Here is a 21627-nt window from a genome sequence, read left to right as displayed (position 1 = left end):
TGGCTGCTCCCCAATGAGAAGTAATGGAATGCAGCTAATGATATCCAGAAACGATTTTCCTGTTGGTTCCGGCTAGTCCGGGTTAGGATCATTAGGATCGCATTTAAAAGAGGAAGCGTCATCTTGCGGCATTGCGGGGGGGTGGAATCTCTGCCGCCGCGCCGGGCTTTTCCGGCAGGATCCCCTCCAGGAACGGGATCGAGCGCGGATCCACCGCCCCGGATTTAACCAGCACAAGGCAGAGCAAGGTTATCAGCAGACCGGTCGCGAGCAGCGGCAGCGCCCATACCGGACGCTTCTTCTGTTCCTGCTGGATGATAATCGTCGGCGCCGGCGCGGGGGCCGCAGGGGCGGGCGCGGGCGCCGCGGGCTTCTTGGCGCCGCCGTCCGCCGCCAGCGCAGCGCCGCACTTCATGCAATATGAGAAGTCCGCCCGGTTTGCCTGGCCGCAAGCCGGGCAATAACACCGCCGCGTCGAGTTTCGCGCCGCAGCGGACGCAGTAGGCGTTCTCAGAAGCGTTTTCGGTTCCGCATCGCGGACATTTCATGTCGTCCTCCGGGTGCTTGCTGATTAATCCGATTCTGGATACCGCTCGGCTCTGCGATCATGCCGAAAGGGCGCAGTGGAAGCCCAGGTTGTCGCCCGCGTTGGCAGGGTCGTTGGGATGGCGGAAGACCGAATTCACGCATTCCTCGGAGCAGAGCCACGAACCGCCGCGCACCAGACGCAGCGTGCCGGAGTCGGGCCCGGGCGGGTTCTCTTTGGGACCCGTGCGGTAGTAATCTTCGCCGAACCAATCTGCCACCCATTCATAGACGTTGCCGGCCATGTCGAGCGCTCCGTACGGGCTGGCGCCGGACGGATAACTGCCGACGCGGATTGTGCCGCCGATATATCGCCCGAAATTCAGAAGCCCGCGGTCGGGCGCGGCGTTCCCCCAAGGATAGAGGCGGCCGTCGGTTCCCCGGGCCGCCTTTTCCCATTCGGCCTCCGTCGGCAGACGGCGGCCCGCCCACGCGCAATACTCCTCGGCCATCTGTCGGTCGACGAAAACCACCGGATGGTCCTGCAAACCCGGGTCGTCAAAGGCGGCGGAATCCTTCGGCGCCGCGCACGATTCCGATTCCACGCATACGCCGTACATGGCGTTGGTGACTTCGGTGCGGTCGATCCAATAGGAATCCAGGACCACGGTGTGCTCCGGCCGGTTGGCCGCCTTATTCTCCTTCATGCCCATTGTGAACTCGCCCCCCGGCACATAAACCATCTCCATCCCGTCCGCCTTGGAAATCCGCGTCGATCCAACCGTCGGAAGGGTTTGCCGCACGATCAGAAAAATCGCCGCTGCCGCCGCGAGGATCCCTACCCCAGCCCAAACCCACAGCGGCACCTTCGCGTAGGGGTTGCGTCTCGCCGGCCGGGCGGCCGGGGCAATTGGTACTGCCGGCGCCTCCGCCGGCGGGGCGGCTTCTCCAGGTTCGATTTGCGGCAAGCGGTGGCCGCAATATCCGCACACTTTAGCGACATCAGGCAGCTCCTTACCGCATCGTGGACAATACATCTTGCCTCCGGGATTTCGAACGGCCGCCAGCGAAGCGTGCGTACCGGCCTGGTCACCGCGCAGCCCGACCGGTCGGGCCTACCGCCTGGCAATTTTGGATTACGGCCGGATGCCTGCAGATCGGAAACGGGACGGTCGAGCAGCCAGCCGATCGCCGGAACCATGCTCCGATTGCACGGATCCCGTCCCCGCGCCGTGTCGACGGCTTCGTTTTTCAGTTTAGCAGGAATAATCGGATCGCCGGTTCCTTTTTACGGTTTTTTTCGTTGATCATCCCGAGGAGATTGCGCTTGGCAATGCGCCCGACGGGCCAGGGAGACTCGCGGATGAACCTTCACCATCGTCGACGCGGACTCGAATCGGAAACGGGAGCTATCACCGAATAACGACTTTCGGAATCACATACGCACCGCTCGCCAGTGATTCTATCCGGGCGATCCCGTCTGTAAGCCAGGATGAGGTCTTCGCCCGTTTCAGCTGTCGCTGAAGGGGCTGGCCGCGATATATCCGGTACGATATGCGGCCTGATGGGCAGGACGATTTCGTTAAGTTGCTGCGAAATAAATCTCCGGCCCGCCGAACGGATCAATGTTCAGCGAATGGACCCCCGGCAGAAGATATTCGCCGAACGGCTGCGCGACCGCGTACGACTCCCCCGGCGCGATCGCCGCCTGGTATCGCCCGAGGGTGAACGTGATCGCCTCCGGCGCCCGGTTGGCGAGGATCAGGTTCTGCTCTCCGCGGACTTTGATGCAGCGTGGATCCGGGACGTTCCCCGGCCAATCCCGGATCTCGATCCGGACCATCGCATCTTCAAAGGAAACGCAGATTCCCGCCGCTGGCTGATCCGCTTCGGGAGTCGCTCGGTATCCGCCGTCCGATTGCACCGCGGTACGGACATCGGTTGATTGCAGAGGACCGTTCCCGGTTTCCTCCGCCGCGCAGGAGGCCAGAAGCAGAAAAAGGAAAAAGAACCGCAACTGCTCAGGCGGCTTTTTTCGACAGAATAATCTCAGCATAACATCACTGGTGTTTTAGGTTTTGTCCGTCATTCCGACGTGGCTCCCTCGCGCCTACCCTCGCGCCCGCCCTCGCGAAGCGAGGGAAGCGAGGGAGCGGGGTTCGAAGCCGGGGTCCAGTATTTATTGAAGATTTACTGGATGCCGGCCAATTTCACCCCCAGCAAAGAACACCCCGGGGGCGGACGCCGGCATGACGATCGCCAGCCGAGTAGTAACAAAGGATCAATATTCATGCCGTCCCTTCGTCTCGCCCGGAGGATATTCCGGTTGGGGAAAAATCCCGCCCGGTCTTGCTTCGGCCGTCCTCCAATTTTTGGAATCATTGCAGGTCGGTTCCGCAGAAGGCATCCTCAGTCGAAATATATCCGGCAATCCGTATCGAAAAACCGCCTCCGGCGATTGTGTCACCGGAGGCAAGCAAAGGATCATCGTCTTAAGCTAAGGCGCCGGACGGCCCGCTTCCGTGCCCGAAACGGAAAGCCAAAGGACCGATGCAGGGATCGCCCGCGTCGCCCGCAGATTTACCCCAACGTGCGCGCGATGCGGAATCCCGTTTCGATATAGAATTTATCGGGCCCGGCGCTGAACCGCTTGGCGATCCGCAAATATCCGAAATCGTCCGCGGCCAGCAGCCCGCCGCCGCGCCAGACCCTGGTGGGTTTGTCATCTTCGTACGGCGGCCGGTCGTCTCCCTGCTCCGGGCCGAGCGGATCCTCGGCCGGCGAGACCGCGTAATAGCTTCGCCCGTACCAATCCCAAACCCATTCCCAGACGTTGCCGGTCATGTCGTAGGCGCCGAGGGGCGAGGAGTTGTCCTTGGTCGGCTTGCCGCGCTTCTCCGTCCCGTCGAAATATCCCACCGGAACTGTGTCTCCGTAGCGGTTGCATTGGTCGCTCATCGTATCGCCCCAGGCGTAGACGTAGCGTTCGTTCCCGCGCGCGGCGTATTCCCATTCGGCCTCGGTCGGAAGCCGGTATCCATCCGCGCCGACCCTCCACTCCCAGGTCGCCTCGTCGTACGCCGGGGTCAATCCGTTCTTGCGGCTGAGGAAATTCGCGTACGCCGCCGCTCCGTACCACGTCACGGCGTTCACCGGATGGTCGCGGTATTTTTCAACCGGTTCCAGGCGGGTTCCCTCCACCCGGATCCCCAATTGGGACCGGTATCCGCCGTAGTGTGCATCCAGATTGAGGAAAAGAAAGACCCCGCTCGAATCGACCAGCCGGTCGCCGTCGATCTTCGCCAATCCGTTTTCGATCGCCCAGTTCATCGCATCGCAGTATTGATAGTTCGTAACCTCGTATTTGCCGATCGCATACGGCACGGTCAAGGTCACGTTGTGGGCGGGCTGTTCGTCGTCGGTGTAATAATCCGAATTCGTGCGAAGGCCGGAGGTCGCTTCAATTTCCTCGTCGGTCGACCCCATCAGGAAGGTCGCCGTTTGGCCGGGGGCTACGATCGTGATCAGTTCCGGTTCGGCCGTCAGCCCCGGCATCGGGGTGGCGGTCGGGGTCGGTTGGGGGGTCGCCGTCGGTTCAGGGGATGGGGTGGGCGCTGCGGTATTCTGTCCCGAACACGCCGACAACAGGCACAAGGCCAACAAAGCAAAAATCCGTTTCCCTCTTTTCATACATCCTCCGATAGGTGGGCAAGCCGCTGAGTTCGAAACGCCCGTGACCCCGCCGGAAAATTCGGTTGCGGGGGTTCCGGTGGAAAAACCCATTGCCGCTAGGGTTCGCTATTGCCAGCGATTATACACTGCGGCAGGCCGTATGCGCCGCTGTGTGCATCGAGCGCCATGCCGAAATACGGCGAGGGATCAAGCGTATTCTCGAAGCGGGTCTCATTGCGGAAGCCCCCGTTTCCATCGCCGAGAACAATTGAAAAATGCAGATGCAACCCGGTGGGATGTTCCGGATCGCCCGAGTAATTGCCCTGGTATCCGAGCAACTCCCCCGTTTTCACCGGCCTTTCCGCCGTCCCGGGCGGAAACTCCTCGGCGATGAAGGAGTTGCCTTGCGCATCGGCCATGTGCGCGTAGTACAGCCAGATCTCCCTCCCCGGCGAAAGCGGATCGTCCGCAACGCGGATGATCACCGCGCTTTTCCATTCCGGGAGGCGCGTCAGAAAGCCGTCGTAGGCGGCGTACACCGGCGTCTCTCCGATCGGCCGGTTCCCGAATACGTCGATCCCGGTATGTTTGTGCAGAGGCTGAAACGAATCGCCGTAGAGGTATCCGATGTATCCGCTGGTTGGAAAGGCGAACGGCGCCCCGGGGCAGCGCGCATTGGCTTGGGCCGCCCAATCCGCATGCGCGGCCGGATCCCTCAGATATTCCCACACCATCGCGGTGCGCCGGCCGTCCCCCCGCCACCACCGGTATAGGAAATATCCCCCCGCCAGCGCCCCGGCCAGGATCAGGAGCAGAATCGCTCCCCAAGTTGATTCCGTCGGATTCCTCCTGCGCGCCACCAGCTTCCGCGGATCATATGCCAACGGGCAACCTCCAGTAATCAATCGGGCCGTCGGATTCTCATCCACCGGATCGCCGGTTCATCCCCAGGATGGCCCGTCGCCCGCGGATTATACCCGCCCCCGCAGAGGGCGCACCTTCCCGGTTTGCATGAAAGATGAATTAACGTAGAAAGAAGCAGCCCGGAGCGCCCCCACACATGCGGCCGCTCGGAAAGGCGCCCGTTTACGCCATTTTCAGCACCCTGGCGCCGTTCCAAACGGGAATCCGGGGAACCTTGAACGCGGGGACGAATCCGCCTGACCCTTCCGCGGTTTGGTATAATCCCGCCACCTGACTAGACCCTCCGGAGGCGCACAGCTACCGGTAAGGCGACCTGCAGGAAGAAAAGGAAGCAGAAGTCATGCCACTCCCAACGCAAGAGAAACAAAAGGTCATGAGCCAGTTCCAACGCAAGAGCGGGGACACCGGCTCACCCGAGGTGCAGGTTGCACTGCTGACGGCGCGCATCAACCAGCTCACCGAACACCTTAAAAAGAATACCCACGACGAATCCTCGCGGCGCGGGCTGCTCCGGCTGGTCGGACAGCGGCGGCGCCATCTGGCGTACCTTGGAAAAACCAACCCCGACAAGTACCGCGAGGTGGCCGAAAAGCTCAAGCTTCGCGTGGCGAAATAAGCCGGCCCGGATGAAAAACGCCTCTCCGAACGGAGAGGCGTTTTTTTCTTAAGCCTCGGCTTCTTCCTCGGGAGCCGCGGCCACTTCAGGCTCCTCCGGCTTGCGGTCGAGGATCTGCATCACCGCCCCGACCACCTTAGTGCGCGAACGCGGATCCCCCTTTTCATCCTGCCAGCGGTCGGTCTGCACCCGCCCCTCGACGTAGACCAGGCGTCCCTTGCCAAGGTACTGCTGGCAGACCTCGCCCAATCGGCCCCAGGATTCCACGTTGAACCAATCGGTGGCTTCCTTGGCTTCGCCGTTCGCGCCCTTCCACCGGCGGTCCACCGCCAGGGAAAAGGAACACACCTTCCTGCCGGAAGGCAAAAGCTTTGATTCCGGATCCTTCCCCAGACGTCCAATCAATTGAATACGGTTTAGTGCTGGCATAGATCCCCCTTTGGGTTTTCGGGCCTTGGCCCGGATTTGGTGAGGCGGAATATATCATGGCGGCGGAATTCCGGCAAATCCCGATCCGCCGGAGCTCAGCGCCCGCATGTGGTCTTTTTCGAGAGGGGCGTTTTTTTCTGCGTCCGCGGAATGATGAGCCTCCCGCGGCTTGCGCCCACTGCGCGGGGCAGTCTGGGTTGTGTCTTGCGCTGCACTCCTGGATATCGCGCGGCGGGGGCGGGGCGGCACTTAAGCGCCCTCCCGATCCCGAGAAAAGGGGAGGGCGGCCGCGGCGTTTTTCTGCGGCCGAGGCGGATTGAGAATTCCGGGCCGACTCGTTTTGCCGAACCGTCCACCGGAAAACCGCCGCCTATTTATCGTACTTGTAGGATTCGTCGTCGGTGGGGGTTTTCCCGGAGGGATCGTACACATACACCGAGGTGCCGTCCGGCGCCCAATCGAAGAGCCAGTGCCCGTCGCCCACCGCGACGTTCACGCAGCCGTGCGAACGGCGCCCGCCGAGGTTGTTGTGCCAATACTCTCCGTGGATCGCGCGTTCGTGGTCGAAATACATCACCCAGGGAACATCGCCCAGGTAGTAGTAATCCGATTTGTCCGGCTCGAACGATCCGCTCATCGACTGCATTTCGTATTTCTTCTTGACCTGGAAGACCCCCGGCCGGGTCCAGAACGGCGGGACACCGCTCGCGACCAACGTCGCAAACACCATCCGCTCGCCCTCGTAGGCCGTGAGCGACTGCTCAAACAGATTGACGCCGATCCATTTCACGCCGGCGGGGATCTCCGCCGGGCGGACGACGTCCGGAAAAACCAATCCCACTTTTTTCTGCTGGATCCATTGGTTGATTCCGACCAGATACCAGTCGCCGGTTTCCACTGTCCGGGTTTCGAAAACCTCCACCAGAGAATAGCGCGGGTAATGGTCCGCCGTCGGATCGGCCGGCCCGCCGGGCGTCCGCGAAGGATAGACGCCCTCGTAGGGGATCACCCAACCGAACGGACGGACGGGATTCTCGGCCAGCGTAACCCCGTTGAATTGGCCGGCAATGTAAACCGGCGTTACCTCGTCCCCGCGGACGATGAATCCGTCGCCGGTGCGGTAGAAGGTGCCCTCGTCCCGCTGGATCGTTTGGACGATCGAAACGTACACCAGCCCTTTGTACACCCAATGATGCGGGTTGCTGGCGACGGCGTCTTCCACGCTCAGATAAAACCCCAGTTGCACGTCCCCTCCGGCGCGGCCGTATCCGCGGTCTAACTCGGCCAGGGCGGGGTCGAGCGGCAGGGCGGGCGCACCGCGGCGGGGAAGCAAGCCCATCCGCCAGTATTCCGCGCGCTGGGCGCTCGGACCGTCCGCCGGGCAGAGATCCGGCCGTTCCATCTGCATATCAAAGGTGCAGATCTCCCCCTCTTCCACGGTTCCTGAGGAAGGCATGGGAGGGGCCAATCCGGTGACAACGGTCGTTGCGATCGCCGGAATCAACAACCAAGCGGTTTTTCCGAAAGAATGCGATGCCAACATAATCTGTCCTGGATTAAACAACTCCATTCGTACCTGCTCAGGCTGTCTATTTCCGTGCAAACAACTCAAAAAGAGTTGCCAGCGTTCTTGGATTTATTTGTCATCCCGGCGCCCGCCCTCGCGGCCGCGTTGGCTAAGCCGGGCAAGCGGGGGTGTTCGAAGCCGGGATCCAGTGATTTTTGATCATTCAATCGATGCCGGCAAAAATCACCCCCGGCGAAGAACGCGCCGAGGGCGGTCGCCGGCATGACGGCCGCTGTCGGAGCAGTGGCCTCCGTCCTTTAACGCAATTTGGGGGATTGTAACAGCCCGCGGCGCCGATAAGAACCCCCTTTCCCATCCCAACGGCCACAGGCTTCCTTCCGCCTCGCTCTTTGCCGCACTCCTCCGCCGATCCTTTGCCAAACCGTTTCAGAACCTCGCGGGCCGCGGCAGAGGACGGGGGCATCCCGCCGGGAAGCCGGCCGGTCAGCGCCGTTTGCGCAGCCGGGCGAGCTCCCGGATCAATCCCTTCTCTTCGTCGCTCAGGCGCGAGGGCAGGTCCGGCTGGACTTTCACGATCAGATTGCCCCGGCGGGAAGAATCGCCGAGGGCGGGCATCCCCAATCCCGCCAAGCGGAAGGATTGTCCGGCGCGGGTCTCAGCCGGTACGGTCAGCATGACGGATTTCGAATCGAGCGTGGCGATCCGCGCTTCGCCGCCGAGCAGAAGCGTGTAGAGGTCGACCGGCACCTCGGTGTGCAGATCGTCTCCGTGCCGCTCCCAATGAGGATCGTCGGCCACCTGGATTACCAGGTAAAGATCGCCCCCCCTTCCGCCAAGAGCGGATTCGCCTTCCCCCGCCAATCGGATGCGGGTCCCGGTGCGGGACCCCGGGGGAATCTTCACTTCCAGCCGCCGATTGCCCTTTTGGACGATCCGGGTGGTCCCGCGGAAAGCTTCCTCCAAGGTGATTGTCACATCCACCGGGGGAAGCTCGCCCCGCGGCGCGCGGGCTCCTCCCGTCCGCACCCTCCCGGTGCGGGTATAGGCCTCGGCCCGGTGGATGGGGATGTCTCCAAAAATGGATTGGAAAAAATCCGAAAACAGGTCGGAAAGATCCCCGTACTCGACCCGGGCGCCGCCCCCCGGCATGCCTCCCATCCATTGCGACCAGTCGAATCCGCCCGGCGTGCCGGAGTTCTGCCAGTTCTGGTAGGCGCTCCCCAGCTTGTCGTAGCGGGCGCGCTTTTGCGGATCGCCGAGGACCTCGTAGGCCTCGTTGATCTCTTTGAATTTTTCCTCGGCCTGCTTGTTCCCGCGGTTTCGGTCCGGGTGGTGCTTCATCGCCAACCGGCGGTACGCTTTCTTAATTTCTTCTTCGCCGGCGTTCCGCGGGACGCCGAGGGTTTGGTAGTAATCTCGATATTCCATAGCGTTTTGATGGCGTAGATTCTCCGGACGGACCCCGGAGGGCGCGGATTCATTCTATTCCCGGCGGATGGGAGCGTCAATATCACACGTTGCTTCTTACGGATTTCTAACAATGATGGTTCGCCGAGCCCGCGGACCATTCCCGCGGCGGAAAATCCTTTGCCGTTGCTTTGCGGGGCGCCGCGGATTGCCCCGGCCCGGACCGGTGTGATATAGTTTCTTTGTCCCGCCGAACCCTGGCCGATATCCGCATCCCGGACGGATGTATTCCGCCCGGGATTATTCCATACGCGATGCCGAAACCATCGGAAAAAATTCTGATCGCGGACGAGGATCCGGACGTCGTCGACCTGGTGGCGCGCCAAACCCTGGGGCCGCTCGGCTATTCCATGGCCGCCGCCTCCGACGGCCCAGGCGCGATTCACCAGATCATGACTTTCCATCCCGACATCGTCATCGCCAGCCTGACGCTGCTCGGACTCTCGGCCAAGGAGATCCTCGTCGCCCTGCGCGCCCAAGGGTTGGAATCGCTCGTGATCGTCACCGCCCCGGAAGGCCAGGAAAAAGCCGCGCTGCAGGCGTTCCGACTCGGCGCGAAGGATTACCTCGCCAAGCCTCTGCGGGAGGCGGAGGTGGTCTCCTCCGTGGAGCGCGCGCTTTCCGAAGTCCGCCTGCGCAAGGAGCGGGAAGCGCTCGCGCTGCGCCTGTCCGAAGCCAACCAGCAGTTGGAACACCGGGTTAAGGAACTCACCCTGCTGTTCGGGATCGGAAAGGCGATGGTGTCGTTGAACCATCTGGACCGGCTGTTCGACCGCCTGATGGAAGGCGCGCGCTACGCCACCGAGACGGAAATGGGCTGGCTCCTCCAGCGGGACGACGAAGGCCGGGCGCTCCTGCTGCGCAGCCAGCACGGCCTGCCGGCATCCCTCGCCGCCAAGCTCAACCTGCCGTGGGACGACGGGGTGTCGCCGTTGGTGATCGCCTCCGGCGAAGCCCTGCGCCTTTCGGGCGCCGGCCTGCAACGGTTCAAAATCGCTCAGGTCTGCCGGTCCGTCCTGGTCGCGCCGATCAAAGCCAAAACCGAATCCCTCGGCGTGATAGCGGTCGGACATAAGGAAGCCCGCGACTTCACGGTCCGCGAGCAGACCATGCTGGAGGCCGTCGCCGACTATGCCTCGATTGCCATGATCAACGCGCGCCTGTTCCGCGCCTTGGAAAACCGGGCCGCCGCGAAGAAGGCCCCGCCGGGGTGAGCCGATGCCCGAACCCCTGATTCTTTTCGTAGACCCCGCCCGAAAGCACCTTCCCGCCCTGGAGCCGATTCTCACCCGGGAGGGCCGCTACCGGCTCTCTGCCCCGCCCTCGCTTCCCGATGCGCTTAAAGAATTGGAAAACTCGAATCCCCGGATCGCCCTCCTGGCCTTTCCCGGCGGGGCGGAATCTCTCGACGCGGCAACCCGGATCCGAGCCGAGCGCCCGGGCCTGCCGATCATCCTCCTGCTGGGAAAGTCGGTGGAAAAATCCTATGCCGACGTGCTTCGCGTTCGGGCCGATGAGTGGATCGCCGATCCGGTCGATCCGGCGGCCCTCCTGGCCGCCCTCGACCGCCATTCGGCCCTGGGCACCACTTCCCCCCTGCACGTCCGGGTCCGGGAGCTGGAGACTCTCTCCCAGCTGGCCAAGAACATCAACAGCCAGCTGGATCTCGACCAGGCGCTGGCCAGCATCGTCGAAGCCGCCGTCCGCCTGACCGGAGCGGAGGAAGGCAGCCTGATGCTCGTCGATCCCGCCAGCGGCGAGCTCTACATGCGCGCGTCGAAAAATTTCGACGAGGAGTTCGTCCGCACCTTCCGCATGAAGATGGAAGATTCCCTTGCCGGAGAGGTGATCCGCAAGGGGGAGCCGATCCTTCTCGATGGCGAAGGGCCGCGCAAGATCAAATCCTCCTTTCTGGTCCATTCGCTGATCTTCGTGCCCTTGCTGCAGCAGGGAAAGACGATCGGCCTGCTCGGGGTGGACAACCGCGCCGCCCGCCGCCCGCTGCACGAAAGCGATCTGGCGCTGATGCAGGCGCTGGCCGAGCATGCCGTCATCGCCCTGGAAAACGCCCGGCTGCTGGAAGCCACCCGCGCGCAGATGCGCCAGCTGGAAACCGTAATCCAGCAGGTGGAGGACGGCGTGATCATCACCGACACCGAGGGACGGATGCTGATCGCCAACCGGACCGTCCGCGCCCTCTTCCATCTCGACGATTCGCCGCTGGCCGGGCGCCCGTTGAAGGAGGTCTTCCCCAACCTCGAACTGCAATACCTTTTCGCGCGGCGGGAATCCCCCCTCGCCAAACAGCGGCGGACGGAAATCACGCTCGCCGACGACCGCGTCTATAACGCCCACCTCACTCCGATCGAGGGCGTCGGCTACGCCATCGTGCTTAACGACATCACCCAACTCAAGGAGCTGGACCGGCTGAAGAGCGAATTCGTCGCCACCGTCTCGCACGATCTGCGCTCGCCGCTCACCACCATCCTCGGCTACGTCGATCTGATCGAGCGCGCCGGCCCGGTCACCGACCAGCAAAAAACCTTCATCCGCCGCATCCAGAACAGCGTCGGGTCCATCACCACGCTGATCTCCGACCTGCTGGACCTTGGGAAAATCGAATCCGGAATCGATTCGCAGAAGGAGGCGATCCAACTGAATGCGGTCGCGCGCGCCGCCCTGGACGGTATCCGCGGCCGGGTGGACGCCAAACAGATCCGCCTGGAGGTATCGCTCGACGAGTCGATTCCCGCGCTCAACGGAAACCCCCTCCGCCTCCGGCAGATGGTCGCAAACCTGCTCGACAACGCCGTCAAATACACGCCCGAGGGGGGGCGGATCGGTTTCACCACCCGGCGCGAGGAAGGGCAGGCCTTTCTGCAGGTGTCCGATTCGGGGATCGGCATCCCCCCCAACGAACTTCCGCATGTGTTCAACAAGTTCTACCGCGCATCCAACGTGCAGAACACGGCCGGCACCGGGCTTGGCCTCTCGATCGTGAAATCGATCGCCGAAATCCACGGCGGGCGGGTTTGGGTGGATTCGACCGGCGGGATGGAGACCAAGTTCACCGTGGTTCTGCCGCTGCCGAAAGAATAGCCCCACGCCGCGTTTCCTCAGGCTTCGATCAATCCATCCATCGCAAGAAAACTCCGACAATTGACCAAGATCCACTGCCGTTTATCCGTTCACCGAAGCGCGGTCGAAGGGATGATAAAGAAGAAGGCAGGCTTGAACTTTGTTGCCAAAAATTTTTACGGGCCTCGGGAACAGAGCCGGATACTCAATCTATCAGAGTGCTGAAAATGGGAGAAAAACTGTTTAGCCGGCCTGTCTGTTTCAGCACCCTGCAAGTGTTTTGTCCCAAAAATCCCTTTCAATATACTGATGTTCTAGGGACTGTTTGGAAAGCGGAAAAACGATTTTTCCATTGAAACATTGCTTTTGGATTGTGGCGCCATTCCCGCGTGTGTTTTCCGGGATTCCTGGAATTATGAGGCGTGTGGCAGGTAGATACACCCCGCTTCGCAGAGTAGGCGGAGCATGACACCCCTAACGGCATTCTTGGCCCAGACAATAGCCTATCGCCTCTGTACGCTTTCCGATACACAGCGGTCAATCTAATTATTTATGGATAAATAAACTCTTAATTATCCTTCTTGACACAGAACGATTGTTCGTGTACGATTTTTCTCAAGAATATGCGTCGCAATTTCGGCCAGGAGGTTGGTATGCGTGAAGGCGGGATAACTGAACGTCAAACCAGGATGAAAGCCTTCATCGAGGAGTACTTCGCCGATCATGGCTATGCACCCTCGTACCGGGAGATAATGAAGCACGTGGGGATTCCATCCCTTTCCGTAGTGCGCTACAACCTCGAGCGCCTGCAGCGCGAGGGGCTTCTGGAAAGGGATCCGCGGGTCGCCCGCGGGATCCGTCCGCGGCGGACGCCCGAACAGCAATCCATCCGCGTTTGGGGTTACATCCAAGCCGGCGAGCCCACACCGGTTCCCGGCGTCAGCGAACCCCTCTTCGGCGAAGACGAAGCTCTGTCCATCTCCCAGGATCTCCTTCCACGGGATGCCGACCTGTTTGCGCTCGTCGTCCGGGGGGATTCGATGATCGACGCGATGGTACACGACGGCGACTACGTCATCCTGAAGCCCCAACGCGAGGCGCGCAACGGGGAGATGGTTGCGGTTTGGATTAAAAATCGTGAAGAAACCACGCTTAAATATTTCTATCTCGAAAACGGAAAGGTCCGGTTGCAGCCGGCCAACCCCTCGATGCAGCCGATCGTAATCGAAAATCCCGATGAAAACCTGGAAATCCGCGGCAAGGTGGTGATGGTCATCCGCCCGATTGAAAAGCGGTTGCCGTTGGCCCAGTAAATCGGCAATCGACCATGGACGATTGACCGTCGACCATGGCCGATAATTATCGTTGGTCCCAGCCTTGCCCCGTGGGGTGTCCTCTTCGTCTGTTCAGCAGGGAAGTCCATGCCGCCTTGGCCCCACTGCGCATCCATCTCCCCTTTTTCGATGTTCGACTTTCGGCCGTGCGCCGACGAAAGACGGCCTCTCGGTCTTCACTAATAAAATCGGCGCCCCCCATGCAATTCGACGTTGATCCAGAGACCATCGTCTATGGCTGGCTTTTCGACAATCGATGGCCGGCCTTTCCGATCTTCAATAGTCGAACGCTTTCCAATATCTGGTAAACTCGGGCAATTCGCCGGGAGCCAGCATGTCCCTGATCGAGATCCTCTCCATCGCCGTCGGCCTCTCGATGGACGCCGTGGCCGTTTCGCTGTGCGCCGGAGCGGGAGGGTTTGCCTCCCGCCCGAGGCCGGCGCTCCGAATCGCTTTTCACTTCGGCCTCTTTCAAGGGATCATGCCCCTCTTGGGATGGCTGGCGGGTGTGACCATCGAGCCCCTGGTGGGCAGCGTCGACCACTGGCTGGCGTTTCTGCTGTTGGCGTTCGTCGCCGGACGGATGATCCGCTCCGGCCTGAAGGGTGATTCGCCGGATTCACCTTGCGACCCAACCCGCGGCTCCACCCTCGTCATGCTTTCGATCGCCACCAGCATCGACGCCATGGCCGTCGGCTTTTCCCTGGCCATGGTCTCCGCCCCGATCCTCCTCCCGGCGCTGGCCATCGGCCTAGTGACGTTTGTCCTATCCCTGCTTGCGGCTCGGCTGGGCCACCGGCTCGGCCAGCGGTTCGGAAGCCGGATGGAAATATTCGGCGGCATGATCCTGCTGTTGATCGGTTTGCGCATTCTCCTCTCCCACCTCAACCTGTGGTAAGCCGGTCCCCGCGCTTCCCGCATGCGCCGGGAGGCTTCTCCGGCTACTGGCGGATTCAATTCGGCAAACGTATAATCCGGTGTGAGGTTCGAGGAATCCGGTATGAAGCTGATCGATCTCACCAAACAGCGCGGCGAACCGGCAAAAAACCCCGCCATCCGGTGGTTGAACGAATTATTCGCGGGCGGCAAGGACCGCCAGAAGGACAAAGACGCCCAGGACCAGGCGGTCGCCCACCTGGAGCGGGCGCTGGGGGACGAATTCACCCTGATCCGCGAAATCCATTTGCCGGGTCTGGATACGTCGATTCCGATGGCGCTGGTGGGGCCTCCCGGAATTTTCGTCTTCCTGGCCAGTTCGGTGAGAGGGACGTTCCGCGCCCGGGGCGAAGCTTGGCTCAAACTCGACAATTCCGGAAACATGCGCAACTCCAGCCCCAACCTGCCGCATCTGACGCGTCTGTACGCCGAGGCCATCCGCAAATTCCTGACCCAGCACGAGCTGCCCAACGCGGAGATCGAGGCGGTCCTGCTTTTTTCCGAGCCGGAAGCCTTCGTCGAGAACATCAAGGCGCCGATCCGGATGGTCATGTGCGACGGGATGGAAAGCTACAGCGCCAGCCTCCGCCTTCTGAACCCGGTGTATTCCACCGAGGAGCGCCTCGCGATCACGCGTCTGCTGTCCAATCCGGAGGGGAAGCTCAACATCGCCGACGAGATCGCCGCCGCGGAGGAGGAGATCGTCCCGCAGGCGGTGATCATGCCCTCTGAAGAACCGCAGGAAGAAGCGATCCCGGAGCCGGAAGAGCAGCCAAACTTCATCTCGGAAGACATGGTGCGCACCGCCTTCGTCGAGGAGCATGCCGCGCAGGCGGAACCGGCTCCGATCCCGCTCCCGCCCGTCATCGAAGAGGCGGTGGAACTGGCGCCGGCCGGCGCCTTCTCGATCTCCGCCTGGCTCGCGCGGACTCACATGTCCGCCAACCAGATCACCCTGCTGGGCGTGATGGTCCTGTTGGACCTGCTGGTAATTCTGGCGGGATTCGGGATCGTGCTGCTGAATATCCTGCGCTGAGAAGCCGCCGCGCCCGCCATGGCCGACTCCTCCGCCCCCCCCTGGCTTTCCGTCATCATCCCCGCCCTCAACGAGGAGCGTCGCCTGCCCGCCACCCTGGCGAAGCTTCGCGAGTATCTCGAGAAGCAGGCTTTCTCCCACGACGTCTGGGTGGTGGATAACGGCAGCACCGACCGCACGCCCGACTTGGTCCGCGAGCAGGCGCGCGGATGGCCTTGTCTGCGGTTGATCCGCAATCCCGTGCGCGGGAAGGGGTCGGCGGTGCGGGCGGGAATGCTCCAGGCCGGGGGGAAATACCGCTTCCTGTGCGACGCCGACCTTTCGATGCCGGTGGAGGAATTCGAGCGGTTCTATCCGCCGCGACTCTCGGACGCGGACGTCGCCATCGGGTCGCGCGAGGCGGCCGGCGCCCGCCGGTTTCACGAGCCTGAGTACCGACACCTCACCGGACGGGTGTTCTCCTTGGCGGTCAAGCTGCTCGTCATGCGCGGGTTTGAAGACACCCAGTGCGGCTTTAAATGCTTCCGTGATTCCGCGGCGGAGGACCTCTTTTCGCGCCAACGCTTCAACGGCTGGTCCTTCGACGTCGAAGTCCTTTACCTCGCCCGCCGGCGCGGCATGCGGATCTGCGAGGTGCCCATCTCCTGGTACTATCAATCCGACAGCCGGATCCGGCTGTTCAGCGATTCCCTGCGGATGTTCCTGGATCTGATCCGAATCCGCTGGTACGACCTGCGCGGAATATATGCCAACCCCGATCCGCACTCCCGCCCCGACTCTTAGCCGGGAACGCCGCCTGCTTCGCCGGGGATTTCTGCAGGTGGCGGGGCTCGACGAAGCCGGACGGGGGGCTTGGGCCGGTCCGCTCGCGGCCGGTGCGGTGATTCTTCCCCTGAACCGCCCTGCCGCGCGCTCCAATCTCTCCGGCGTCCGCGATTCGAAGCAGCTCACGCCTCTGCAAAGGGCGACGGCCGCCGATGCCATCCGCACGGCGGCCGTCGCCTGGGCCGTCGGCTGGGCGTCCGCCGTGGAGGTGGACCGAATCGGTCCGCTCCGGGCGACGCGCTTGGCGATGCTCCGCGCCGTCTCCGCCTTACGGATCCCCCCGGACCACCTGCTGATCGACTACCTGCTCCTGCCCGAATCCGATCTGCCGCAAACCGCCGTGTTCCACGGCGATTCCCTCTCGCTCTCGATCGCCGCGGCGTCGATCCTCGCCAAAACCTGGCGCGATTCCAAGATGGACGACCTCTCGCGGATCTATCCGGGGTACGGATTCGACCGGCACAAGGGCTACGGCACCGGGGCCCATACCGAGCGGCTGGCCCGGCTGGGCGTCTGCCCGGAGCACCGCCGCTCGTATGCTCCGATCCGGCGCGCGCTGGCAGGCTCTCCGGTATAATTTTTCCCGAGACCTGATGAGCCCCCGCGAACCGCACGATCTTTCGATCGAGGAGTTGGAACGGCTGCTGTCGGCCAAGCGTCAGGCCGCTCGGCGCGACAGAATCCGCCGTTTTGGACGGTCGGGGCGCGCGGTTTTCACCGAGCCTCCCGCTCCGCCCGCCGGACCGCCCTCCGTTCCGGAAAAAAGCGCCCCGCCCGCCGCCCGCAAAAACCTCCTCGACCGCCTGCTTCTCGGCGTGGAAATCGGCGCGGTGATCGTTCTCGGACTGGTCGTCCTGCAATTCGTGTTCCGCCTGCAGGATCTGAACCGCGATTCCCTCGCCCGGATCCTCTCCGAAACCCCCTCGGCCACCCCGCTGATCACCGCCGTGGTCCTTCCGTCGGGGCACACGCCCCCCGATTCCCCCGGCGGGCCGGCCGTCAACGAGGAAGAAATCCCCGCCGACCTGCGCCCGCAGATGCAATCCTACCTCTCGCTTGCCATTCCAACCCGCGGGCCGGAACAGCCCCTCCGGCTGGATCTGCCGAGCATCGGTAAAACCAACATGCCGGTAGTCCAAGGCGATGGGTGGGAACAACTTAAGCAGGGGGTGGGCCATCATATCGGCAGCGCCAATCCGGGCACCACCGGCAACGTCGTGCTGTCCGCCCACAACGACATTTTCGGCGAACTGTTCCGTGACCTGGACCGCCTTCAACCCGGCGATGAGGCCGTCGTCTATACCGCCACTCAGAAATTCGCCTACCGGGTCGTCGCGATCCGGATCGTCGAACCCACCGACGTTTCCGTCCTGGCTCCGACCGGACGCCCGACCCTGACCCTGATTTCCTGCTACCCGTACATGGTCGATACCCAGCGGATCGTCGTTACCGCTGAACTGGCTTCGTATTAGCGGGCCTATGAAAAATGCCGGCCGGCGGACACTGAAAAAACACGCAACGGGTCCTGGGCGTTACCGCCGCGTCCGGGTGTCTTTGCCGGCTTCTGGTCAACCGGTCGCGGCCTTGCCCTTCCGCAGGCTTCCCCATATCCCACTCCGGCCAGGCAGGTCGGGATCCAGTCAGGCAACTCTGACAGGCAACCGTCTCCCCACCTCACCCGGGCACGGCGCAACCACGCAGCAGATTCCTCGCAGAATCGACCGTCCCGGTCTCCGGGCTCGAGGTGTACAAAGACACCCCCTCTTTTTTTCGGCGCCGGTTCGAAGCCGTCCTTCCTTTTCTCGATTCGGAAAATCTAAGGGTTTCCTGAGAAAAACCGCCCTTGCGGCCGGATTGAATTCTTATGCTACAATTTGCGCGCTTACACCCCGACGAGAACGACCTCCCCCCAGCCGACGTCCGCGGATACCCCGCGGGGATGCATCCATTGGGATCCGCACGGGCGGGCATCCGTTCGGGATGATGCGAGGATAGGAAAGGAAACCTGATGCCGGAAAAAAAATACCGCACCTCCGCGCGCGACGAGTTGAACCATCCGGATTATTCGCACATTAAAAGCGACCTGCGCCGGATTGTTCTCATCGCCGGATCATTCATCGTCGTTATGATCGTTCTGGCCGTTCTTCTTAACCGGTAACTTCAGGAAGGCGAAAAAGCGCATGGCATCTTACCTGCCCACACCGAAATCCAAACGACCCAAGCCGGCCAAGGCCCCCGAACCGGCCGAGCCGGTTGCGGCCGCGCCGGAGGTTTCGGCGGAACAGCCCGCCCTCCCGCAGAAGCCCGTCCGCCGCAAAAGCCGCCTGCCCGATTGGGCCAAAGGCGCGCTGACCACGCTGGCCCTGGCGCTGTTGGCCTTCTCCGGGATATTCTCCTTCTTATCCGTTGAGAATTTTTTCGCCAGCGGGATGGTGGATATCAATATTTTTAATCCAAGCGGCGGAGAAAGCACCCCGCTTCCCCTCGGCGTCACCCCCACGGTCGAGATTCCGGCTTACAACTACAAACCCTGGAACGAGGTCGACCGGGTGACGATCCTGGCTCTCGGTTTGGACGCGCGGGATTGGGGGCCCGAAGCCAATTCCGCCGCCGCGCGCTCCGACACTATGCTCGTTCTGTCTATGGATCCGATCGCCAAAACCGCGGCCATGCTTTCCATTCCGCGCGACCTGTATGTCGATATCCCCGGATACGGATTCGACAAGATCAACAAGGCGTATTTCTTGGCCGAAAAGGACCGCCTGCCGATCGGCGGGCCCGGCCTGGCGATCCAGACGGTGGAGAACCTGCTCGGCTTGCCGATCGACTACTACGCGGTGGTGGATTTTAATTCGTTCACCACCTTCGTCGACACCATCGGCGGCATCGACGTCTATGTGCCCTTCGACAACATGGTCATCGATCCGATCGGCGACGAAGACGTGAAGGAGCTGTTCTTCGGCTGGAACCACCTGAGCGGGTCGGAGGCGCTGGCCTTCGCCCGGTCGCGCTCGACCGAAGGCGGCGATTTCGACCGCGGCTCGCGGACGATGCAGGTGATCCTCGCCATCCGGGACAAGATCCTGACCTTGGACATGGTTCCCAAGTTGATCTTGGAGGCGGGCAACCTTTACGAGCAGCTCGCTGGGGGGATCAAGACCAACCTCACCCTGGAGCAGATCGTCCAACTGGCCTTGGTCGCCAAGGACGTTCCGCGCCAAAAAATCCCCTACGCGGTGATCGACGAATCCTGCCTGCTGGCGGTGGAAACCTTCGGCGAGGAAGATGTGTTGATCCCGAATCTGGAGAAGGTCCGCGAACTGCGCAACACCCTGTTCTCCTCGGGCGGCGTCCTCGGCTACGCCTCGCCTCCCGCGGACCTCGCTTCGCTCGCGCTAAAAGAGAACGCCAAAATTGAAATCGTCAACGGCTCCGGAACCGACGGTCTGGCGGGGGCGACAAGGGACTGGCTCGTGCGCCACGGCTTCTCCGAAGCCAACATCACCGCCACGACCGCGACCGCGGAGCAGATGAATTACTACCCGTTCTACACCCTGATCACCGATTACTCGGGCAGGCCGTATACCGTCCGCCTGTTATACGAGCTGATGGGGTTATCCGCGACCAACTTGAAAACCGACATCCGCTTCGACAATCCGGTGGACGTTCAGATCTTCCTGCGATACGATTGGACGATACCGGATTAGCCCTTCTAAAAAAAGAGGCGGTCTTCTGGACCGCCTCTTTTTTTTTAGGCGCGAGTCATTTCCAGGGGATGATGTCCTCCCGTTCCGATCCGACGGACACGAGCGATACCGGAACGCCGGCTTCCCGCTCGATCCTTTCGATGTACTTCCGCGCCGCCTCTGGCAGGTCTTCCTTCTTCCGGATTTTTCGGATGTCGGCTTCCCAACCGGGAAGATCCTCGTACACCGGCTGGAAAGCCCCGAGTCCGGAAAGCCCCATCGGCAGCTCGTGGTATTTTTTTCCGTCCCGCAGGTAGGCACCGCACAGCCGGACCGGATTCAACCCGCTGAGGATATCGAGTTTGGTAAGCACCAATTCGGTCAGCCCGTTTTGCCGGACCGAATAGCGCAACAACATCAGGTCGAGCCAGCCGCAGCGCCGCGGCCGCCGCGTTGTAGTGCCGTATTCGTCCCAGGGCATCGATCCGGTTCCCCGCAGCCGATCCCCGATCTCCCCGGCCTCTTCGGTCGGAAACGGACCCTCTCCGACGCGGGTTTGAAAGGCTTTGACCACGCCGATCACCCGGCCGAGGGCGCGGGCGCCGACTCCCAATCCGGAGAAGACTCCGGCCAAGCCGGTGTTGGAGCTCGTCACAAACGGGTAGGTCCCCTGGTCAAGGTCCAGCAACGTCCCTTGGGCGCCTTCCGCCAGCACCGTCTCGCCCCTGCCGAGCGCCTCCGCCACCAACGCCGACGTGTCGGCGACGTAAGGACCGAGCGTCCGGGCGTATTCAAAGAACGACGCGGCAACCGCCTCCGCGTCCAAGGGAGGCCGGCTGTATAATTTTTCCAGGATCCGGTTTCCGCGAAGGATCTGGGATTTGATCTTCTCGGCGCATTCCTCCGGCGATGCCAGCAATTCCGCCCGCAGCCCGCAGCGCGCGCTCTTTTCGGAAAAGGCGGGGCCGATTCCGCGCCCCGTGGTTCCGATCCGATTTTCCCGTGTGGCTTCCTCCGCCCGGTCCAGCTCGATGTGAAGCGGCGTCAGCAGGTGTGCCGCATGGGAGATGCGAATCCGGTCCGGGTTGCAGACCACGCCCTGCTCGCGCAAGGCGGCCATCTCCGCCAAAAGGCGCTGCGGGTTGATCACCATGCCGCTCCCTAAAATGCAGAGCGGCCGGGGATGCACGATCCCGGAGGGGACGAGGTGCAGGCGGAAAATTTTTCCGCCGGCCGCGACGGTGTGTCCGGCGTTGTCGCCCCCGGCGAAGCGCGCCACCACCGCCGCTTCGGCGGCGATCGCGTCCAGGATGCGCCCCTTCCCCTCGTCGCCCCATTGCGCGCCAATGATGATATGCAATGGCATGAGTCACTCTCCTTCCGGACCGGCGCCCACTTCGGGCAGGCGCCAAACGAGGGCGTTTGCCAACGCCCTCGCCGTCGGACCAAGCCGACATCCGCGTACTGCTTTCCGCAAGTATGCCACAAAACCCCTTCCTCCGCATCCCCCGGCCGGTGGAGCGCAACCGGGCCGCCGCGAACGGACGCCGTGAAAAAACCGTAGATGATTG

General features: G+C 62.3%; 21 protein-coding genes. 12 read left to right on the top strand and 9 right to left on the bottom strand.

The features are described from left to right. Positions 1-224: 224 nt before the first annotated feature. The 3 genes from JW929_15535 to JW929_15525 form a co-directional block, all read right to left on the bottom strand. Positions 225-548: a zinc-ribbon domain-containing protein gene (locus tag JW929_15535; GenBank protein MBN1440819.1), complete on the bottom strand. Its 324-nt coding sequence runs from the start codon at positions 546-548 to the stop codon at positions 225-227. Between the two features lie 57 nt (positions 549-605). Next, a complete protein-coding gene (locus JW929_15530; protein MBN1440818.1) occupies positions 606-1562 on the bottom strand; it encodes an SUMF1/EgtB/PvdO family nonheme iron enzyme in 957 nt (318 codons plus the stop codon). Between the two features lie 545 nt (positions 1563-2107). Next, positions 2108-2581 carry a hypothetical protein gene (locus tag JW929_15525; GenBank protein MBN1440817.1) on the bottom strand — a complete coding sequence of 158 codons (474 nt, stop codon included), beginning with the start codon at positions 2579-2581 and terminating at the stop codon, positions 2108-2110. A gap of 193 nt (positions 2582-2774) precedes the next feature. Between JW929_15525 and JW929_15520 the strand changes: the two genes are divergently transcribed. After that, positions 2775-3026, top strand: a complete 252-nt coding sequence (locus JW929_15520) for a hypothetical protein (protein MBN1440816.1) — start codon at positions 2775-2777, stop codon at positions 3024-3026. Positions 3027-3105: 79 nt separating this feature from the next. On the opposite strand, the gene JW929_15515 is transcribed toward JW929_15520, so the two are convergent. Continuing rightward, positions 3106-4215 (bottom strand): SUMF1/EgtB/PvdO family nonheme iron enzyme, encoded by a 1110-nt coding sequence (locus JW929_15515; GenBank protein ID MBN1440815.1) that lies wholly within the window; start codon positions 4213-4215, stop codon positions 3106-3108. Between the two features lie 98 nt (positions 4216-4313). Next, positions 4314-5081 carry a M23 family metallopeptidase gene (locus JW929_15510; protein ID MBN1440814.1) on the bottom strand — a complete coding sequence of 256 codons (768 nt, stop codon included), beginning with the start codon at positions 5079-5081 and terminating at the stop codon, positions 4314-4316. 380 nt (positions 5082-5461) lie between these two features. Between JW929_15510 and rpsO the strand changes: the two genes are divergently transcribed. After that, entirely contained in the window at positions 5462-5737 is a 276-nt protein-coding gene (gene rpsO, locus JW929_15505; protein MBN1440813.1) for a 30S ribosomal protein S15, read from the top strand. 48 nt (positions 5738-5785) lie between these two features. Here rpsO and ssb read toward each other — a convergent pair whose 3' ends face one another. The 3 genes from ssb to JW929_15490 form a co-directional block, all read right to left on the bottom strand. After that, complete coding sequence (gene ssb / locus JW929_15500) at positions 5786-6166, bottom strand: single-stranded DNA-binding protein (protein MBN1440812.1); 381 nt, start codon at positions 6164-6166, stop codon at positions 5786-5788. 370 nt (positions 6167-6536) lie between these two features. After that, positions 6537-7622 (bottom strand): L,D-transpeptidase, encoded by a 1086-nt coding sequence (locus tag JW929_15495; protein ID MBN1440811.1) that lies wholly within the window; start codon positions 7620-7622, stop codon positions 6537-6539. A gap of 555 nt (positions 7623-8177) precedes the next feature. After that, on the bottom strand, positions 8178-9122 hold the full coding sequence (locus JW929_15490; protein MBN1440810.1) for a DnaJ domain-containing protein: 945 nt from the start codon (positions 9120-9122) through the stop codon (positions 8178-8180). A gap of 293 nt (positions 9123-9415) precedes the next feature. On the opposite strand from JW929_15490, the gene JW929_15485 reads away from it, so the two are divergent. From JW929_15485 to JW929_15440, 10 genes are all read left to right on the top strand, one after another. After that, entirely contained in the window at positions 9416-10375 is a 960-nt protein-coding gene (locus JW929_15485; GenBank protein MBN1440809.1) for a response regulator, read from the top strand. A gap of 4 nt (positions 10376-10379) precedes the next feature. Beyond that, positions 10380-12260: a GAF domain-containing protein gene (locus tag JW929_15480; GenBank protein ID MBN1440808.1), complete on the top strand. Its 1881-nt coding sequence runs from the start codon at positions 10380-10382 to the stop codon at positions 12258-12260. Between the two features lie 668 nt (positions 12261-12928). After that, the gene (gene lexA, locus JW929_15475; GenBank protein MBN1440807.1) at positions 12929-13552 is read left to right on the top strand and encodes a repressor LexA; all 624 of its coding nucleotides are present in this window, start codon (positions 12929-12931) and stop codon (positions 13550-13552) included. A 355-nt stretch (positions 13553-13907) separates the two neighbouring features. Continuing rightward, a complete protein-coding gene (locus tag JW929_15470; protein MBN1440806.1) occupies positions 13908-14471 on the top strand; it encodes a manganese efflux pump in 564 nt (187 codons plus the stop codon). A gap of 102 nt (positions 14472-14573) precedes the next feature. Then, a complete protein-coding gene (locus JW929_15465) occupies positions 14574-15545 on the top strand; it encodes a hypothetical protein (GenBank protein MBN1440805.1) in 972 nt (323 codons plus the stop codon). 18 nt (positions 15546-15563) lie between these two features. After that, the gene (locus tag JW929_15460) at positions 15564-16328 is read left to right on the top strand and encodes a glycosyltransferase family 2 protein (protein ID MBN1440804.1); all 765 of its coding nucleotides are present in this window, start codon (positions 15564-15566) and stop codon (positions 16326-16328) included. Continuing rightward, entirely contained in the window at positions 16291-16947 is a 657-nt protein-coding gene (locus JW929_15455) for a ribonuclease HII (protein ID MBN1440803.1), read from the top strand. The genes JW929_15460 and JW929_15455 overlap by 38 nt, the downstream gene beginning before the upstream one ends. 16 nt (positions 16948-16963) lie before the next feature. Continuing rightward, positions 16964-17842 carry a class D sortase gene (locus tag JW929_15450; GenBank protein MBN1440802.1) on the top strand — a complete coding sequence of 293 codons (879 nt, stop codon included), beginning with the start codon at positions 16964-16966 and terminating at the stop codon, positions 17840-17842. A gap of 536 nt (positions 17843-18378) precedes the next feature. Continuing rightward, entirely contained in the window at positions 18379-18528 is a 150-nt protein-coding gene (locus JW929_15445; GenBank protein MBN1440801.1) for a hypothetical protein, read from the top strand. A 22-nt stretch (positions 18529-18550) separates the two neighbouring features. Next, on the top strand, positions 18551-20077 hold the full coding sequence (locus JW929_15440; GenBank protein MBN1440800.1) for an LCP family protein: 1527 nt from the start codon (positions 18551-18553) through the stop codon (positions 20075-20077). A gap of 55 nt (positions 20078-20132) precedes the next feature. Here the strand turns inward: JW929_15440 and JW929_15435 are convergent, their stop codons facing one another. Beyond that, positions 20133-21422, bottom strand: coding sequence for an adenylosuccinate synthase (locus JW929_15435; GenBank protein MBN1440799.1), 1290 nt, complete (start codon positions 21420-21422; stop codon positions 20133-20135). Positions 21423-21627 lie beyond the last annotated feature (205 nt).

It is taken from the genome of Anaerolineales bacterium (genome assembly GCA_016928575.1).
Taxonomy (GTDB): Bacteria; Chloroflexota; Anaerolineae; order Anaerolineales; family RBG-16-64-43; genus JAFGKK01.
Note: the sequence above shows the minus strand (reverse complement) of the source record. Positions and strands in the feature narration are given on the sequence as shown.